This window comes from Variovorax sp. OK212, from assembly GCF_900112425.1.
Taxonomy (GTDB): Bacteria; Pseudomonadota; Gammaproteobacteria; order Burkholderiales; family Burkholderiaceae_C; genus Variovorax.
This window is the reverse complement of record NZ_FOLP01000008.1, coordinates 160,852-176,228: the sequence shown is the minus strand read 5'-3', so window position 1 is coordinate 176,228 and position 15,377 is coordinate 160,852. Positions and strand designations below refer to the sequence as shown.

General features: G+C 70.7%; 12 protein-coding genes. 7 read left to right on the top strand and 5 right to left on the bottom strand.

Annotated features, from left to right (window positions below; all coding sequences use genetic code 11):
• Nucleotides 1-7: 7 nt before the first annotated feature.
• The 5 genes from BM004_RS23270 to BM004_RS23250 are packed head-to-tail and all read left to right on the top strand — an operon-like array spanning nucleotide 8 to nucleotide 5,062.
• Nucleotides 8-841 (top strand): SDR family NAD(P)-dependent oxidoreductase, encoded by an 834-nt coding sequence (locus tag BM004_RS23270; protein ID WP_093217190.1) that lies wholly within the window; start codon nucleotides 8-10, stop codon nucleotides 839-841.
• Between the two features lie 45 nt (nucleotides 842-886).
• On the top strand, nucleotides 887-1,873 hold the full coding sequence (locus BM004_RS23265; RefSeq protein WP_093217188.1) for a tripartite tricarboxylate transporter substrate binding protein: 987 nt from the start codon (nucleotides 887-889) through the stop codon (nucleotides 1,871-1,873).
• Nucleotides 1,874-1,889: 16 nt separating this feature from the next.
• A complete protein-coding gene (locus BM004_RS23260) occupies nucleotides 1,890-3,482 on the top strand; it encodes a class I adenylate-forming enzyme family protein (protein WP_093217186.1) in 1,593 nt (530 codons plus the stop codon).
• Nucleotides 3,479-4,225 carry an SDR family oxidoreductase gene (locus BM004_RS23255; protein ID WP_093217184.1) on the top strand — a complete coding sequence of 249 codons (747 nt, stop codon included), beginning with the start codon at nucleotides 3,479-3,481 and terminating at the stop codon, nucleotides 4,223-4,225. Before BM004_RS23260 ends, BM004_RS23255 begins: the two co-directional genes overlap by 4 nt.
• A gap of 54 nt (nucleotides 4,226-4,279) precedes the next feature.
• Nucleotides 4,280-5,062: a citryl-CoA lyase gene (locus tag BM004_RS23250; RefSeq protein ID WP_093217181.1), complete on the top strand. Its 783-nt coding sequence runs from the start codon at nucleotides 4,280-4,282 to the stop codon at nucleotides 5,060-5,062.
• 28 nt (nucleotides 5,063-5,090) lie between these two features.
• Here BM004_RS23250 and pgaD read toward each other — a convergent pair whose 3' ends face one another.
• The 4 genes from pgaD to pgaA are packed head-to-tail and all read right to left on the bottom strand — an operon-like array spanning nucleotide 5,091 to nucleotide 11,353.
• Nucleotides 5,091-5,654 carry a poly-beta-1,6-N-acetyl-D-glucosamine biosynthesis protein PgaD gene (pgaD, locus tag BM004_RS23245; RefSeq protein WP_177206582.1) on the bottom strand — a complete coding sequence of 188 codons (564 nt, stop codon included), beginning with the start codon at nucleotides 5,652-5,654 and terminating at the stop codon, nucleotides 5,091-5,093.
• Between the two features lie 7 nt (nucleotides 5,655-5,661).
• Nucleotides 5,662-6,963 carry a poly-beta-1,6-N-acetyl-D-glucosamine synthase gene (gene pgaC, locus BM004_RS23240; RefSeq protein ID WP_093217176.1) on the bottom strand — a complete coding sequence of 434 codons (1,302 nt, stop codon included), beginning with the start codon at nucleotides 6,961-6,963 and terminating at the stop codon, nucleotides 5,662-5,664.
• Nucleotides 6,960-9,071, bottom strand: coding sequence for a poly-beta-1,6-N-acetyl-D-glucosamine N-deacetylase PgaB (pgaB, locus tag BM004_RS23235; protein WP_093217173.1), 2,112 nt, complete (start codon nucleotides 9,069-9,071; stop codon nucleotides 6,960-6,962). The genes pgaC and pgaB overlap by 4 nt, the downstream gene beginning before the upstream one ends.
• Entirely contained in the window at nucleotides 9,068-11,353 is a 2,286-nt protein-coding gene (pgaA, locus tag BM004_RS23230; protein WP_177206581.1) for a poly-beta-1,6 N-acetyl-D-glucosamine export porin PgaA, read from the bottom strand. Before pgaA ends, pgaB begins: the two co-directional genes overlap by 4 nt.
• Before the next feature lie 641 nt (nucleotides 11,354-11,994).
• Here pgaA and BM004_RS23225 point away from each other — a divergent pair.
• Nucleotides 11,995-14,184 carry a sensor histidine kinase gene (locus tag BM004_RS23225; protein ID WP_093217168.1) on the top strand — a complete coding sequence of 730 codons (2,190 nt, stop codon included), beginning with the start codon at nucleotides 11,995-11,997 and terminating at the stop codon, nucleotides 14,182-14,184.
• On the top strand, nucleotides 14,181-14,795 hold the full coding sequence (locus BM004_RS23220) for a response regulator transcription factor (protein WP_093217166.1): 615 nt from the start codon (nucleotides 14,181-14,183) through the stop codon (nucleotides 14,793-14,795). Before BM004_RS23225 ends, BM004_RS23220 begins: the two co-directional genes overlap by 4 nt.
• 175 nt (nucleotides 14,796-14,970) lie before the next feature.
• Here the strand turns inward: BM004_RS23220 and BM004_RS23215 are convergent, their stop codons facing one another.
• Nucleotides 14,971-15,219, bottom strand: a complete 249-nt coding sequence (locus BM004_RS23215; protein ID WP_093217163.1) for a type II toxin-antitoxin system RelB/DinJ family antitoxin — start codon at nucleotides 15,217-15,219, stop codon at nucleotides 14,971-14,973.
• Nucleotides 15,220-15,377: the final 158 nt, after the last annotated feature.

Genomic DNA, 15,377 nt, shown 5'->3' with positions numbered 1-15,377 from the left:
GCACCATATGAAAACGTTTCCATATCTTAACGACCCGCAGCCTTCCGGCGCGCGCTTCGCGGGCCGCACGATGCTGGTGATCGGCGGCGGGCAAGCCATGGCCGACCCCGAGGAACCCGTGGGCAACGGCCGTGCGATCTGCCTGCGCCTGGCGGCCGGCGGCGCCCGCGTGCTCTGCGCCGACCGCTCGGCCGAGGCGGCGTCGCGCACCGTGACCGACATCACCGCGCATGGCGGCATCGCCTTCGCGCTCACGGCCGACATCGCGCGGCCCGAGGACATCCGTACCCTGTTCGACGGGCTGGCGCAGCGCGGCATCGGCATCGACGGCCTGGTGCTGAACGCGGGCATCAGCGACCGCCGGCCGCTGCGCGACATCACGCCCGAGAGCTGGGACACGATCTTCGGCGTCAACCTGCGCGGGCATGCGCTGTGCGCGCAGGCCGCGCTGCCGGCCATGAACACGGGCGGCGCGATCGTCTTCGTGTCGTCGCTCGCGGCGGAAATGCCCGCGGGCCGCAACCCCGCCTACGAGAGTTCGAAGGCGGGCCTCTCGGCCCTGTGCCGCGCGACGGCGCTCGAAGCGCACGACAAGGACATTCGCGCCAACCTCGTGCGCGCCGGCCTGATCGACACGCCCATGGGCCGCGCGGCCAGCGCGGCGCGCCCGGGCCGGGCGGCTGGGCCGTTGCCCTTCGGCCGCCAGGGCACCGCATGGGACATCGCCAACGCCGTGTGCTTCCTGCTCTCGGACGAAGCCGACTACGTCAACGCCGCCGAGCTGGCGGTGGACGGCGGCCTGCGCCACGGCATTGCGCGCGCGCCCTCGCACCCGGCTTGACACCCCCTCCCGCACATTCCTTCCCCGCATTCCTGGAGACACCCCTTGAACAGAAGAGCCCTCGCCCTTGCCACCGCTGCCGCACTGGCCGCGCTGTGCGCACCCGCCGCCTGGTCGCAACCGGCGGCCGCGGCCTGGCCGGCCAAACCCATCCGCCTCGTCGTGCCCTTCCCGCCCGGCGGCGCCGCCGACCTGTTCGCCCGGCTCATCGGCGCGGAGCTGGCGCAGTCGCTGGGCCAGCCCGTGATCGTCGACAACCGGCCCGGCGCGGGTGGCAACATCGGCGCGCGAGAGGTGTCGGCGGCGGCGCCCGACGGCTACACGATGCTGCTCGGCACCGTGGGCACGCATGCCATCAACCCGACGCTGTACGGCAACCTGCCCTACGACACGCGCAAGGCATTCACGCCGGTGGCCATGGTGGGCTCGGTGCCCAACGTGCTGGTGGTGAACCCGTCGCTGCCCGCGAAGTCGGTGGCCGAACTCACGGCGATCGCCAAGAGCAAGCCCGGCAAGCTGAGCATGGGTTCGTCGGGCAACGGCAGCAGCATCCACCTGTCGGGCGAGCTCTACAAGCACCTGGCGCAAGTGAGCATCCTGCACGTGCCCTACCGCGGCGGCGCCGCCGCGCTCACCGACCTGATCGGCGGGCAGATCGACCTGATGTTCGACAACCTGCCGACCTCGCTGCCGCACATTGCCAAGGGCTCGCTGCGCGCACTGGCCGTGACGGGCACGCGCCGCTCGCCTTCGCTGCCCGATGTGCCCACGATGGCCGAGGCCGGCGTGCGCGGCTACGAATCCACCGCATGGTCGGGCCTGTTCGTGCCCACCGGCGTGCCCGCCGCGGTCACGCAACGGCTGCACGACGAGGTCGAGAAGGCGCTGCGCACCGACAAGGTGAAGGCGCGCTACCGCGACCTGGGCGCCGACGCGCCCGAGATGACGCAGCCGGCCTTCGACGCCTTCGTGCGCAAGGAGTACGACAAGTGGGCCGAGGTGGTGCGGGCCTCCGGCGCCAAGGCCGAATAGAGCGGGGAACAGCACGATGCGTCCCATCGACTTTCTGCTGCGCAGCGCGCGGCGCCATCCCGCCAAGACCGCCATCTCGGGCCCCGAGGGCGAGATCAGCTACGCCGAACTGCTCGCGCGCACCGAGGCGTTGGCCGCCGCCTTCCAGGCGCTCGTGCCCGATGCGCGCGGGCGCATCGCGATCTGCGCGGGCAACCACATCGCGCACGTCGTCGCGCTGTTCGCGACGCTGCTCGCGGGCCGCATCTGGGTGCCGCTGAACCCGCGCGCCGGGCAGGCAGAGCTCAGCCGCATCGTCGAGTTCACCGAAGCCGCGCTGTTGGTGACCGAGGCCGGCCTCGAAGACAAGGTGGCGGGCACGCAGGCACGGCGCATCGGCTATGTGCCGCAGGACGCGGCGCACGCCGCGCAGCGCGGAAATGGCAAACCTGGCGAACTCGACGAACTCGACGAACTCGGCGCCCTCATCGCCGAATACCGCGGCCGCCAGCCCGCCGCCGTGCGCCACGACCTCGGCGAAACCCAGGCCATCAAGTTCACGGGCGGCACCACCGGCGCGCCCAAGGGCGTGATGCAGAGCTACCGCGCGTGGAACACCACCATCGTGTCGATCATGCAGGCCATGCGGCTCGACGAGCACGAGCGCTACCTGGCGGTGGCCTCCATCACGCACGGCACCTCGACCTTCCTGCTGCCGGTGCTGGGCTGCGGCGGCACCGTGCTGCTGCCGACCTCCACGCGCCCGCGCGACGTGCTCGACCAGCTCGAGCACGACCGCGTCACCGCCGTGTTCATGCCGCCCACGCTGATCTACAGCCTGCTCGAGGACGAGACCGCGCGCGGGCGCGACTGGTCGGCGCTGCGCCACTTCGTGTATGCCGCCGCACCGATGCGGCGCGACAAGATCCTCGAGGCGCAACAGGTGTTCGGCCATGTGGAAACGGGTTACGGCCAGACCGAGGCGCCGGCCATCATCTCGTACATGCCGGTGGACGACCTGCTCGATGCGCGCAACCTCGACTCGGTCGGCCGCGCGGCGCTGATGACCGAGATCGCCATCATGGACACCGCGGGCCGGCTGCTGCCCACGGGCGAAACCGGCGAGGTGGTCGTGCGCGGCGACCTGGTGATGTCGGGCTACTGGAAGCAGCCCGAGAAGACGGCCGAGACCTTCCACGACGGCTGGCTGCGCACCGGCGACGGCGGCTACCTCGACGAGCGCGGCTTCCTGTTCCTGAAGGACCGCGTGCGCGACATGATCATCACGGGCGGCTTCAACGTCTACCCGACCGACGTGGAGAACGCGCTAGGCAAGCATCCTGCCGTGTACGACTGCGCGGTGATCGGCGTCGACGACGCCAAGTGGGGCGAGGCGGTGCATGCCGCCGTCCAACTGCGCGCGGGCGAGCAGGCCACCGGCGACGAACTCATCGCATGGGTGCGCGCGCGGCTCGACCCCGTGAAGACCCCCAAGGCCGTGCATTTCTTCGAGCAGTTGCCGCGCACCGCGAACGGCAAGGTGTCGAAGAAGGATGCGCGCGCGGACATCGTCCGGCGCATGGAGCCCATGCAGTCAACCCAACCACCTCACATTGACATTCCCACATGACATCGCAACCACAGACAAAAGACGCCGCACCGCGCCACGCGCTGGTCACCGGCGGCTCGTCGGGCATCGGCCTGGCCATCTGCCACACGCTGATCGCGGCAGGCTGGGAGGTCGTGAACTTCGACATCCAGCCGCCGCCCGATGCCAGCTCCGGCGAGTTCGTGCGCGTCGACATGGGCGACCGCGCGGCGCTCGCCGAGGCACTGGCGCAAGTGACGGCGCGCAAGGCGCTCACCGGCCTCGTGAACAACGTCGCGGCGATCCGCCCGGCGCCCATCGAGGACACCTCGCTCGACGACTTCGACCTGCAGATCGGCGTCACCGCGCGCGCCGCGCTGCAATGCACGCAGGCCGTGCTGCCCGCGATGCGCGCGGCCGGGCACGGGCGCATCGTCAACATCACGAGCCGCGCGGCGCTCGGCAAGGAACTGCGAAGCGGCTACGCGGCGGCCAAGGGCGCGCTCAATGCGCTCACGCGCACCTGGGCGCTGGAACTGGCGCCACAGGGGATCACCGTGAACGCGGTGGCGCCCGGCCCCATCGCCACCGCCGCCTTCAAGGCCGCGAACCCGGCGGACAGCCCGCGCACGCAACGCATCGCGCAGGGCATTCCGGTGCAGCGCTTCGGCGAACCCGCCGAGGTGGCGCATGCGGTGGGCTGCTTCATGCATCCGATGGCCTCGTTCATGACGGGACAGGTGCTGTACGTGTGCGGCGGCATCACGGTCGGGCTCGCGGGCTGAACGCCGCGAGCAGAGCAAAGCCATACAGAGCAACAGCAAAAGCAGAGCGCGCACATGCCCATCAAGACCGACATCGGCTACACCACGCCCGACACCATCTGGGTGCGCGGGCGCAACCTGTCCACCGAGGTCATCGGCAAGCTCGACTTCGTCGAGATGATCTGGCTCCTGATCTTCGGCCGCACGCCCGAGCCGCGCGAGAAGAACATGGTCAACCTGCTGCTGGTGACCGCCGCCGACCACGGCCTCACGCCCAGCGCCATCACCGCGCGGCTGACCTGGCTGGGCGCGCCGGAATCGCTGCAGGGCGCCGTGGCGGCCGGGCTGCTGGGCGCGGGCAACAACTTCCTGGGCACGGTGCAGAACGTGAGCGAGATCCTGATCCGTGAAGCCGCCTCGCTGGCCGACGACGCGGACGACACCGCCGTGCGTGCGCGCGCGGCGCAGGTGGTGAGCGAGTTCCGTGCGCAGCGCCGGTCGATTCCGGGCATCGGCCATCCGATCCACGTCGACGGCGATCCGCGCGTACCGACGCTCATGGCGGTGTCGAAGGAGAACGGCTACTTCGGCCGCCACTGGCGACTGGCGCTGGCCATCACCGAGGTGCTGCGGGAAGACCACGGCCGCCGGCTGCCGCTGAATGCCGCCGGGGCCAACGGCGCCGTGCTGGCCGACATGGGCCTCGACCCCTTGCTGGGCCGCGGCCTCGCGCTCATCGGGCGCGCCGCCGGGCTGGTGGCGCACGTTTATGAAGAGCGCAGCTCGCCGACCGGCCAGCAGGTGTGGGACCTGGTGCTGCGGCAGGACGAGCGCAACGTGCTGGCCCGAAAGGGCTGACCCGGCGCGCGGCGCAGCCGTGGCCCGCTCAGGCTTCGCGCTGCGGCCGCGCGATCGTGCCCGAAGGCGTCAGCATCGCCGGCTCGGTGTCCAGGTCCGACGCGTCGGTCACGCGGCCGTCGCGGTCGTGCTGCACCAGCAGGCGCCGCGCGCGTTGCCACAGCGACAGGTTGCGCGCCTCGAGCGACGAATATTCGGCGAGCTGGGCCACGGTGCTGTCGGCGCTGCGGCCTTCGGTTTCCTCGCCGCGGATGGCGCGGCGGCGCACGGGCGCCAGCAGCAGCATCGCCGCGAAGATGCCCAGCGCGCACAGCGCGTAGATGGCGAGCAGGCCGTTGTCCTGCCGTACCTGCGACACATGGAAGAAATGGCGCCACGCGTAGAGGAACACGGCCACCCAGAAGAGCACCAGCAGCACGGGCCGCCCCACCCGCAGCCACGCGAAGGTGGCCACGGCACTGAGCATGGGCTTGTTGCGGATGAACTCGCTCAGCGGCACGCGCGCGGCGTCGAGCACCGGCGTTTCCGCCTGCGGCTCGGCCCATCCGCGCAAGCGCGGGGGGGCGGGTTGCTCGGCGGTGTGCGCGCGCATGCGCGGCTCATTCGTGGTCGATGGAACGGACAATTGCAGGTCTTTCATTGTTGACTCCTCGGTCGGGGCTGGTCCACCGGGCGCGCTTGCCCTTGCGCCGCAGGAGCGTGACCGGCAAGGCCACGACCGTGGTGAACATGTTGATCATCCAGAAGGCAAGCGGGTACCAGATGGTCCAGACGAGATAGCGCAGGATGTTGCGGTCGTAGTGGCGGTCGATCCACAGGCTCACGAACATCTGCAGCATGCAGGTGATGCCCAGCAGCATGCCGTGCCACTCGGGCCAGAACCCCACGTACTGCCACTCGGGCGGCAGGAAGCGGCGCACCAGCGCGAGCACCAGCACGCAGAACATGGCGTAGGCCCACACCACGCTCGCCAGGTATTCGGCAAAGACCGGCCACATCATGAAGTTGCGCGGCCTGATCACCTGGCCCGCGTAGCGCAGCAGGGTCTGGATGCCGCCGGTGGCCCAGCGCTGGCGCTGGCGGTACAGGCCGCGCACGGTCTCGGGCATGAGGATCCAGCACAGCGCGCGGGGTTCGTAGCGCACGCGCCAGCCCTGCAGCTGCAGCTTCCAGCTGATGTCGATGTCCTCGGTCATCACGTCGGGGCTCCAGAACTCGACGTCGAGCAGCGCCTTGCGGCGGAACATCGACAGCACGCCCGACACCGTGAACAGCCGCCCCGCGAGCTGCTGCGTGCGCTTGATGAGGCCGATGTTCGACGAGAACTCGCCCACCTGCATGCGCCCGAGCAGCGTGGTGCGCGTGCGGATGCGCGGGTTGCCGGTGACCGCGCCCACGCGTTCCGAATGCAGCATGTGGGTGAGCATCCAGGCGATGGCGTCGGGGTCGATCAGCGCGTCGCCGTCCACGCCCAGGATGTACTCGCCGTTGGCCAGCACGGCCGCGGTGTTCAGCGCCACCGCCTTGCCCTGGTTGCGCGCGTGGTGCACCACGCGCAGCGCGGCGTAGCGCCCGGCCAGCGCGTCGAGAACCGGGCCGGTGTCGTCGCTGCTGCCGTCGTTGACGGCGATCACCTCGTAGTTGGTGTAGCGGCTGCGCATGAGCTGCTCGATGACCTCCTGCACCTGCGCGCCCTCGTTGAAGCAGGGCACGATCACGCTCACCAGCGGCTGCTCGGGCAAGAGCGGCAGCGGGTCGGTGCGCAGGTGGCGCCGCCGCTCGAACACCAGCGCGTGCGCGATGCCGCCGGCCATCCACACATAGGCCGCAATGAAGGGGTAGTAGAAGACGTAGTCGAGCAGCACGCGGACCGCGCCGGCGCCCCAGAAGTCGGGATTCATCGCGATGCTCCCGGCTTGGCGGGCGCCAGCGCCGGCGGGGTTTCGAGGCTGTCGACCTTGCCGCCGCGCAGGTTGGCGCGCACCGACAGAATGTCGCGCACCGTCACCAGCGGCGGCTGGCCCTCGAGAAAGTCGTCAGGATAGATGGCGACGTGGCGTGCGCCCAGCCGGTGCAGCAGCGTCCACTGGCCGGCCAGGGTGGCGCTGTCGACCATGCGGCCGCTGCGCCAGTCGCGCGCCTGCAGCTCGAACACGGTGCGCTCGAGCCCCCGCGGCTGCGCGGCGACCTGGCGCAACAGCGCCTCGAGCCAGGCCTTCGGGTCGGCGGCCTGCTCCATGAAGGGCATCGCCATGACGGCCGTGTAGTCGTAGGCCTCGAGCGACTGCGCCAGGCTTTGCGCGAACCACTCCTGCGACGCGGGCTCCAGCACGGGCCGCGCATAGAGGTTGCGCGCGGTCAGGATGTCCGGCTGCCATTCGCGCGCACGCTGCGCGAGCGCGAGCGTGAAGTCGGTGAGCTGGCGCGTCTTGAACGCGGTCCACTTCGCGCGCAGCGCGGGGTCGGCGCGCAGCGTCACGATGTTCGCGGGCAGGCCCTGCGCGGAGAGCTCGCGCAAGGCGGCGGGGCTGGCGTCCTCGTCGTCGCTGTAGGTGGCGTCGTCGTGGAAAAGCAGGCCCGCGACGGGCGCGTTCTTCGCAAGGTCTTCGTAGATGTCGCCGATGAGCGCACGCACGCGCGGGTCGGCCGGCGAGAGCCGGTGGTAGCGCACCTGGTCGCGCGCCGCGGGCGAAGCGGGCTCCAGGTGCGTCACGCGCACATCGGCCAGCGGGTTGCTCGCGGGCAGCTGGAAGGCGAGCACCGGCATCCACGCATACACCTCCACGCCGGTGCGGGTGCGCAGCTGCCAGGCGACGCGGTTGAACAGGTCGGCGCGCATCGGCATGTGGCGGTTGGGAAAGTACAGCGCGTCGGCCGCGCCGTCGCCGTCGGGGTCCGCAAAGGCCTGCAGGAACACCGCCGACGGACCCACGGCCTGCACCCGGTCGAGCAGGCGCGAGAGGTTGGCCTCCTGCTGCGCGGGGTCGGGGTCGTACACGTTGTCGAGGTCGATGTGCATCGCGCGCTGCAGCGCGCGCGGGTCGGGCCGCGCGGGCGCGCGCAGCAGGCTGAAGTCGGGCACCGCGATGTCGTAGGTCGCCAGGCCGCGGCGGATGGTCTGCAGAGGAACGTCGGCCGTGTTGGGGCCTTCGTCGAGCGTGAGCGTGATGGGCATGCCGGCGCGGTCGGCCGCGCGCAACGCGGCCTTGTTGTAGGCGCCGTAGGGCCACACCATGGCGCGCACGCGGGTGCCGGTGCGTTGCTCGATGAGGCCGCGGCTGCGGCGCAGGTCGGCCTCGACGCGGGCGACCCAGGCGGCATCGTCCTCGTAGCGCCCGGTGGCGCTGTCGTAGCGGTGCGTGACGGCGGCCGGCTGCAGGTTGCCCTGCGGATTGCCGGGCACGCCGGTGTGAATCGCGTCGCCGTGGCTCGCGAACTCCACCAGGCCCGAGGCGCCCATCTCGCGCGCCTGGTCCCAGGTGATGAAGGCCTCGCGCCGCACGGCGTTCGTCGCGCCGTAGCCGCTCACGACCTGGCCCGGCGGCACCTCGAGCCACCCGGTGACCAGCGCCATGACGGCGGGGTAGTTGAACTGCTTGAGCAGCGGGTAGACCTTGGCGTAGAAGCTTTCGTAGCCGTCGTCGAAGCTCAGCAGCACGGCGCGCGGCGGCAGCGGCGTGCGGCCCGCGCGCGCATCGACGATCTGCTGCAGGCTCACCGGCTGGTAGCCGGCGCTGCGCAGCCAGGCGAAGAAATCGGCGACGGTGCGCTCGTCGAGCGCGGTGGGTTCGGGCTCGCCGGCGAAGCTCTCGCGCACGTTGTGGCGCACGTCGTGCATCGCGATCGCGCGGAAGGTCTTGCCGTCGTCGGCATCGGGGGGCGGGAGGGCCTGGGCATGCGCCGCGGCCGCAAGAACCGACAGCAGCGGCAGCAGGACAGCAGCCGTGGCAGCGCGCAGCGCGCGGCCCCACGTTCGGCCCGCAAGGGCCTCCACATTTTTATTCTTCATTGGAACGGCACCGACAGGTTGAGGTAGACGAAGCGGCGGCGTTCGCGCACGCCGTCGTAGGGGTGGCTCGCAATGCCGAGGCCGTAGCTCAGCGTCGCGGAACGGCCGAAGACCCATTCATGGCCATAGCGCAGCGACCACAGGCCGCCGCTGCCGAAGCCCTGCTGCCGGTAGCTGCCGGCCTCGATGCCGACCACCTGCGAGAAGCGGCGGTCGTCGCGCTTCCAGCCGAGGTACTTGCCGGTGAGCCCGAGCTGCAATGCGCTTTCGCCGCGCGGCGCGAAGTACGCGACGTCCTGGCGGGCGTAGCGCGCGGTCTCGCCGCTCAGGGTGCCTTCGAGCTGGAAGCGCGGCCCGCTCACCAGGCGCTCGCGCCAGCTCAGGCCGAGCGCGTCGCGGCTGTTGCCGTCGCTGAAGTCCATGCGCTGCAGGCGGCCCTCGAAGGCGCGCGACTCGTTCACCACATAGGTGCCGCCGAACTCGAGCGAGCGCGCGCCGACATTGGCAAGGCGTGCCTTCCACGGCGTCTCCAGGCTGTTGGAATCGAAGCGCGCCGACAGGCGCCATGCATCGCTGGCGCGGTAGTCCAGGCCCAGCGCGACGCCGGTGCGGTAGCGGCCCTTGTCGGCCTGGTGCAGTTCGGCGCTGGCCTGCCAGCGGCCCTGCAGGTACTCCACGCCGATACCGGTACGCGACAGGTCGGCGTTGCCCAGCGAGGTGTCGCCGCGCGCGAACACATGGCGCAGGAACAGGCGCCAGCTGTCGTCCCACAGCGGCGAGGACAGCTTCGCGTCGACGCGCCAGTCGCGGTCGGCCAGCACGCTGCTGCCATGGCCCTGGCCGACGTCGGCGTCGATGTCCAGGCGCGGCGCGCGCAGCGTGTCGCGCTGGGTGACGGCGTTGCGCACCGCGATGGATTCGGGCGCCTCGGCCTGCAGGCGGTCGGTGAGCTCGCGGCCGGCGCGGATCTCGCCGGCATCGAACAACGCGCCCGCATAGCCGGCGCGCGCCGCCACGTCGTCCGGATGGTCGACGAGCGTCTCGCGGTAGCGGCCGAGGGCTTCATCGGGCTTCTCGCGCAGCTTCATGGTCTCCGCGAGACCCGAGCGAAAGCCGCTGTTGAGCGGCGCGAGCGACGTGAGGCCGCGAAAGCTCATCTCGGCCTGCCAGGGACGCTCGGTGTAGAGCTGGTAGAGCGCGCGCAGGTTGCGCACCTCGGCGTACTCGGGGTTGGGCCGGCCCTGCTCGGGCGTGAGGCGCAAGAGCGGCGGCGTGGCCGCCTCGAGCTGGCGCAGCAGCGACTCGGCATTTTCGAAACGCGCGGTGTCGAGGTACGCGTACACCAGGCCGGTGTGGGTGTCGCTGGGCACGGGTATCGCTTCGCCGCCGGCGCGCAGCGCGGCTTCGTAGATCGGCACGGCCAGGTCGGAGCGGCGCTGCTGCTGGTAGGCGCCGGCCACATCGGACAGCGCGTAGTACGGCAGCGGCTCATCGGCGTGCTGCGCTTGCCATTGCGCGTAGCCCGCGGTCACTTCGGTGAAGCGGCCGCGCGCGGAAAGAGTCGTCAGATGGTCCGCGTACAGGCGCAGGTAGAGCGCCTTCCAGCGCGGCGCTTCTTCGTCGCCCGCGGGTGCGCTGTGTTGCACATGGTCCGCCGCGTTGCCCAGTTCGGACGCATACAGCGGCAGCAATTCGTCGATGCGCTCGAAGCGCCCCGCGCCCTCGCCCACGCGCTGGTCGCGCTCGCCGATGGCCCAGCGCAGGCGCTGGCCGAGGGCCTGCTGGCGCAGGCTGGCGAGTTCGAAGTCGCTGAAGCTGCCCGGCGTGGCGCGCTGTGCCGCTTCGGCCTGCGCGAGCGCTTCGGTGATGGCACCCATGTCCTCCAGCGCGAATGCGTTCTCGCGGCGCACCACGCGCTGCGTGGGCGCGAGCGCCGTGAGGCGCAGCTGCAGGATGCGGTCGTCCACACGGCGTGCCGCGACGAAGGCGGGCTCGACGGCGTAGGCCGCGAGCCGCTGCAGCGGCACGGCATGCGCCCAGCGCACGGCCTCCTGCGGCTGGTCGGCCGCCAGCGCCCACACCACGGCGTCGGACGCGATGCGATCGCGCTGCGCGTTCGTGGTGGCTTGCGCGAACCAACCCGTCAGGGCGGCGAACGCATCGGGCGGCGTGACGGTGCCTGCGCGCACCTGTTCGACGAGCGCGTCATGCGCCTGCGCGCTGTAGCGCGTGGGCGCAACGAGTGCAACGGGCGCGGTGGGCAGCTCCGGGCGGGTCGCCACGGGCGCATCCGAAAGTGTCGAAGCGGTTTGCGCCAAGACCGGCGCGGACGCAGTCAGCCACACAACGGCCACCACGAGCGTCGTGGCTGAAGCGGTGAGGGTGCGTGCGTGTGGGGCTTTGAGGTCGGGGCGGGCGGGGTGTGTGACAGCGTTGTTTTTTCTCAAGGTCCGGCGAAACGTTTTTGGAACGTTCTTCTGGTTCGTTTACTTATGTCTGCGAACCATATCGCCCGACCCATGGAACCGGCTGTAGGAGATGATCAAGAAAGTGAGTCTGCTGGTAAGCACACGTTAGCTAACCAGCGGAAGTTGAATCCAAAACGCGAGCAGCGCCGTACGCCCTCAGGGGCGTACGGCGAAATGCCGGCATCGCGCCAGCCAGGCGAAACATCTGCTTGCCGAATGAAATCCACGCAACCGGATGTTGCGGTGTATGGGCTTCGGACAGGCCCCGCCGATTCATTCGGCCCGATGCTCGACGGTGCGCGTGCGATACGCCTGGAGCGTCGGATCTCCGCATCGACGGCATCGCGGCCCTGGCCAGTTCCTCCCCTTTGGCTCGGCACCACGGCGCGTGTTTTCACGCGAAGGGCAAAATTCGCCCCGCCGCACCGGTCGGCGCCTTTCGCCGATCCCGCCCCATGCCCCCTCTTTCACCTGAACCGCCCGTGCCGTCCATCGCGACGCCGCCGCCCCCGCCGCGCCGGCGCACGCGCAGGGCCGCCGCCTGGCTGGCCGCCCTGGCGCTCGCCCTGCTCCTGATCGGCCTTGCGGCCCAGTGGGCCGCCACCCGCGAGGCGAACTTCCAGGCCGACTCCATTCGCCGCGCCATGGAAGTCCACGTGCTCGGCCTGCGCGACTCGGCCGGCAAGTACAGCTACCTGCCGTACACCGCGGGCGTGCACCCGGCCGTGCTGGCCGCGCTGGCACACCCGGAAGACGCCGCCGTGAAGCAGCGCGCCAACCTGTACATCGAGGAGGTGAACCGCCAGGCCGGCTCCGACGCGCTGTACCTCAGCGACCTGCAGGGCCTCACGCTGGCGGCCAGCAACTGGCACACGCCGCAGAGCTTCGTGGGCGAGTCGTATGCCAACCGGCCCTACTTCATCGACGCGCGCGCGGGCCGCGGCGGCATGTTCTACGGCGTGGGCCAGACCACCGGCGAGCCGGGCCTGTTCATCTCGGCGCCGGTGCGCGCCGACGGCGGCGCGGTGCTGGGCGTGGTCACCGTCAAGGTCAGCCTGCGCCAGCTGCAGGAGGCGTGGACCTTCGTGCGCGACCCGATCCTGCTGAGCGACGCGCGCGGCGTGGTGTTCCTCAGCTCGGTGCCGTCGTGGCTCTACCAGACGCGGCGCGCGCTGGCCCCCGGCGAACTCGAGCGCGTGCGGCACGACCAGCAGTACGGCGCGCGCACCAGCTTCCCGGCGCTGCCGTGGAAGGTGCAGCGAAGCGACGAGCAGCCGGGCTACCTGGTCGCCACCGACATCGGCGGCAAGCCGCGCCGCTTCCTGGCGGTGGACGAGCCCCTGCCCGACCTGGGCTGGACGCTCACCGTGATGGCCGACCACGCCGAGGTGACCCGCGCGCGCGAGCGCACCTGGATGCTCGGCCTGCTGGGCGCGGGCGTGCTGCTGCTGGGCGGCCTGTACTGGCGGCTGCGCGAGCGCCGCTTCGCCGAGCAGCGCGACGCGCGGCGCGACCTGGAGCTGCGCGTGCGCGAACGCACCCACGCACTCGACGAGGCCCACGCCTTTCGCAAGGCGATGGAAGACTCGCTGCTGGTGGGCATGCGCGCGCGCGACCGCCAGGGCCGCATCACCTACGTCAACCCGGCCTTCTGCGACATGACCGGCTACGGCGCCGGCGAACTGCTCGGCAAGCTGCCGCCCTACCCCTACTGGCACCCCGACGACGTGAGCCAGCACTGGCACCACTACGACGCCATGATGAGCGGGCAGCCCGCGCGCTCGGGCTTCGAGTCGCGCCTGCGGCACCGCGACGGGCACGAGGTGATCACCATGGTCTACACCGCGCCGCTGATCGACGCCGACGGCCTGCACAGCGGCTGGATGAGCTCGGTGGTCGACATCACCGAGCAGAAGCGCGCCGAGCTGCGCCAGCGCCAGAACGACGAGCAGCTGCAGCACGCGCAGCGCCTGGCCAGCCTCGGCGAAATGGCCTCCACGCTGGCCCACGAACTCAACCAGCCACTGATGGCGCTGAGCAATTTCGCGAGCGCGGCCAAGGCCTTCGCGGAGCAGGGCAACCAGCAGTTGCTGGTCGACAGCCTCGACGAGACCATGGCGCAGGCCCAGCGCAGCGCCGAGATCGTGCGGCGCATCCGCGGCTTCGTGCGCCAGCGCACCGTCGGCACCGAAGACTGCGCGGTGTCCGCGCTGGTGACCAACGCGCTGGCGCTGCTCAAGGGCGAGATGCGCCAGCGCCAGGCCCGCGCCGAGGTGCGCGTGCAGCCCGGGCTGCCGCCGGTGCGCGGCGACCGCGTGCTGCTCGAGCAGGTGCTGCTGAACCTGCTGTCGAACAGCCTGCAGGCCATGCAGGCCACGCCGCCCGAGCAGCGCGTGGTGGAGGTCGAGGCCGAGCGGCTGGGCGCGCGCGTGCACATTCGCGTGGCCGACCGCGGCGCGGGCATCGACGACGCGCTGGCCGAACAGGTGTTCGCGCCTTTCTTCACCACCAAGCCGGGCGGGCTCGGGCTGGGCCTGAACATCTGCCGCACCATCGTCGAAGCGCACCGGGGCCGGCTTTCCTTTGCCGACCGGCCCGGCGGCGGCACCGTCTTCACCCTCGAGCTGGAAATTCCATCGCCATGAACGCTCTTGCCAACAACCTGTGCGTGGTGGACGACGACGAGGCCGTGCGCCGCTCGCTCGGCCTGCTGCTTCTGTCGCGCGGCTACGCGGTGCAGACCTTCGCGTCGGGCGAGGCCTTCCTGGGCGGTGCCGACCTGCAGCGCGCGGGCTGCGTCATCCTCGACCTGCGCATGGACGGCGTGAGCGGGCTGCAGGTGTTCGACGCGCTGCGCGCGCAGGACAGCCCGCTGGTCGTGCTCTTCCTGTCCGGCCACGGCGACATTCCGATGGCGGTGGAAGCGGTGCAGAACGGTGCCTTCGGCTGGCTGGAGAAGCCCTGCAACGACGAGCGCCTGCTCGACAGCATCGCCCGGGCGCTGGAGCGGGCCGGCGAGATCGCCTTGCGCCGCCAGGCCCGCCAGGCCGCGCAGGCGCTGTGGGACAAACTCACCCCGCGCGAGATGCAGGTGGCCCGGCTGGTGGCCGAGGGCAAGCCCAACAAGCAGATCGCCCAGGAACTCGCGCCGCTGGAACAGCGCACGGTGGAAACCCACCGCGCCCACGCGTTCGCCAAGCTGGGGCTGGCGAACAGCCACCAGCTGGACAGGTTCCTGCGAGAACACGACCTCTAAGGCTTGCCTGTTTCAGTGAGGTGCGCGTGGCGACCGCCGGCCGGGGCGCCCACCCTCCGGAAATCGAAAATCCGCTCCCGATCGTCCATCGCCAACGGCGACCATTCGAGCTTCACGCGCTGCCCTTGGCTCACACCTTGCGCCGCGCAGCCGCACGGCGCCTGGCGAAATGCGCTTAGACCTGCTCATGCGAAAGCGCCAGGCGCGGATCGTCCAAGGCTTCCTGGACCTTGGCCCGGAACCAGGCGTCATGGGCCTCCTCGTTGACGGTCAAGCCCGGCGGCAGCGCGCCCTCCCTGGCCACACGGGTCAGCACGATCCTCACCACATCCGGGACGGTGAGGCCGATGTTGCCCAGCACCTCGGTGGCGCGTTCCTTCACCTCGGCGTCGATGCGGGCCTGTATCAATGCGCTTGCAGCCATGGCAAACCTCCAGTCAGTGGCAAGGGCGTCAGTGCAATTCAGCTGAATGACAAACCAGCGCTCAGACTGGGTCCAGGAGACGTTCTGTAAGTCTTTCTAGGTATTTACCCTTGCGTACCGATACGTAGCCGCGCGGCGGGCGGCTACGGACGACAGCG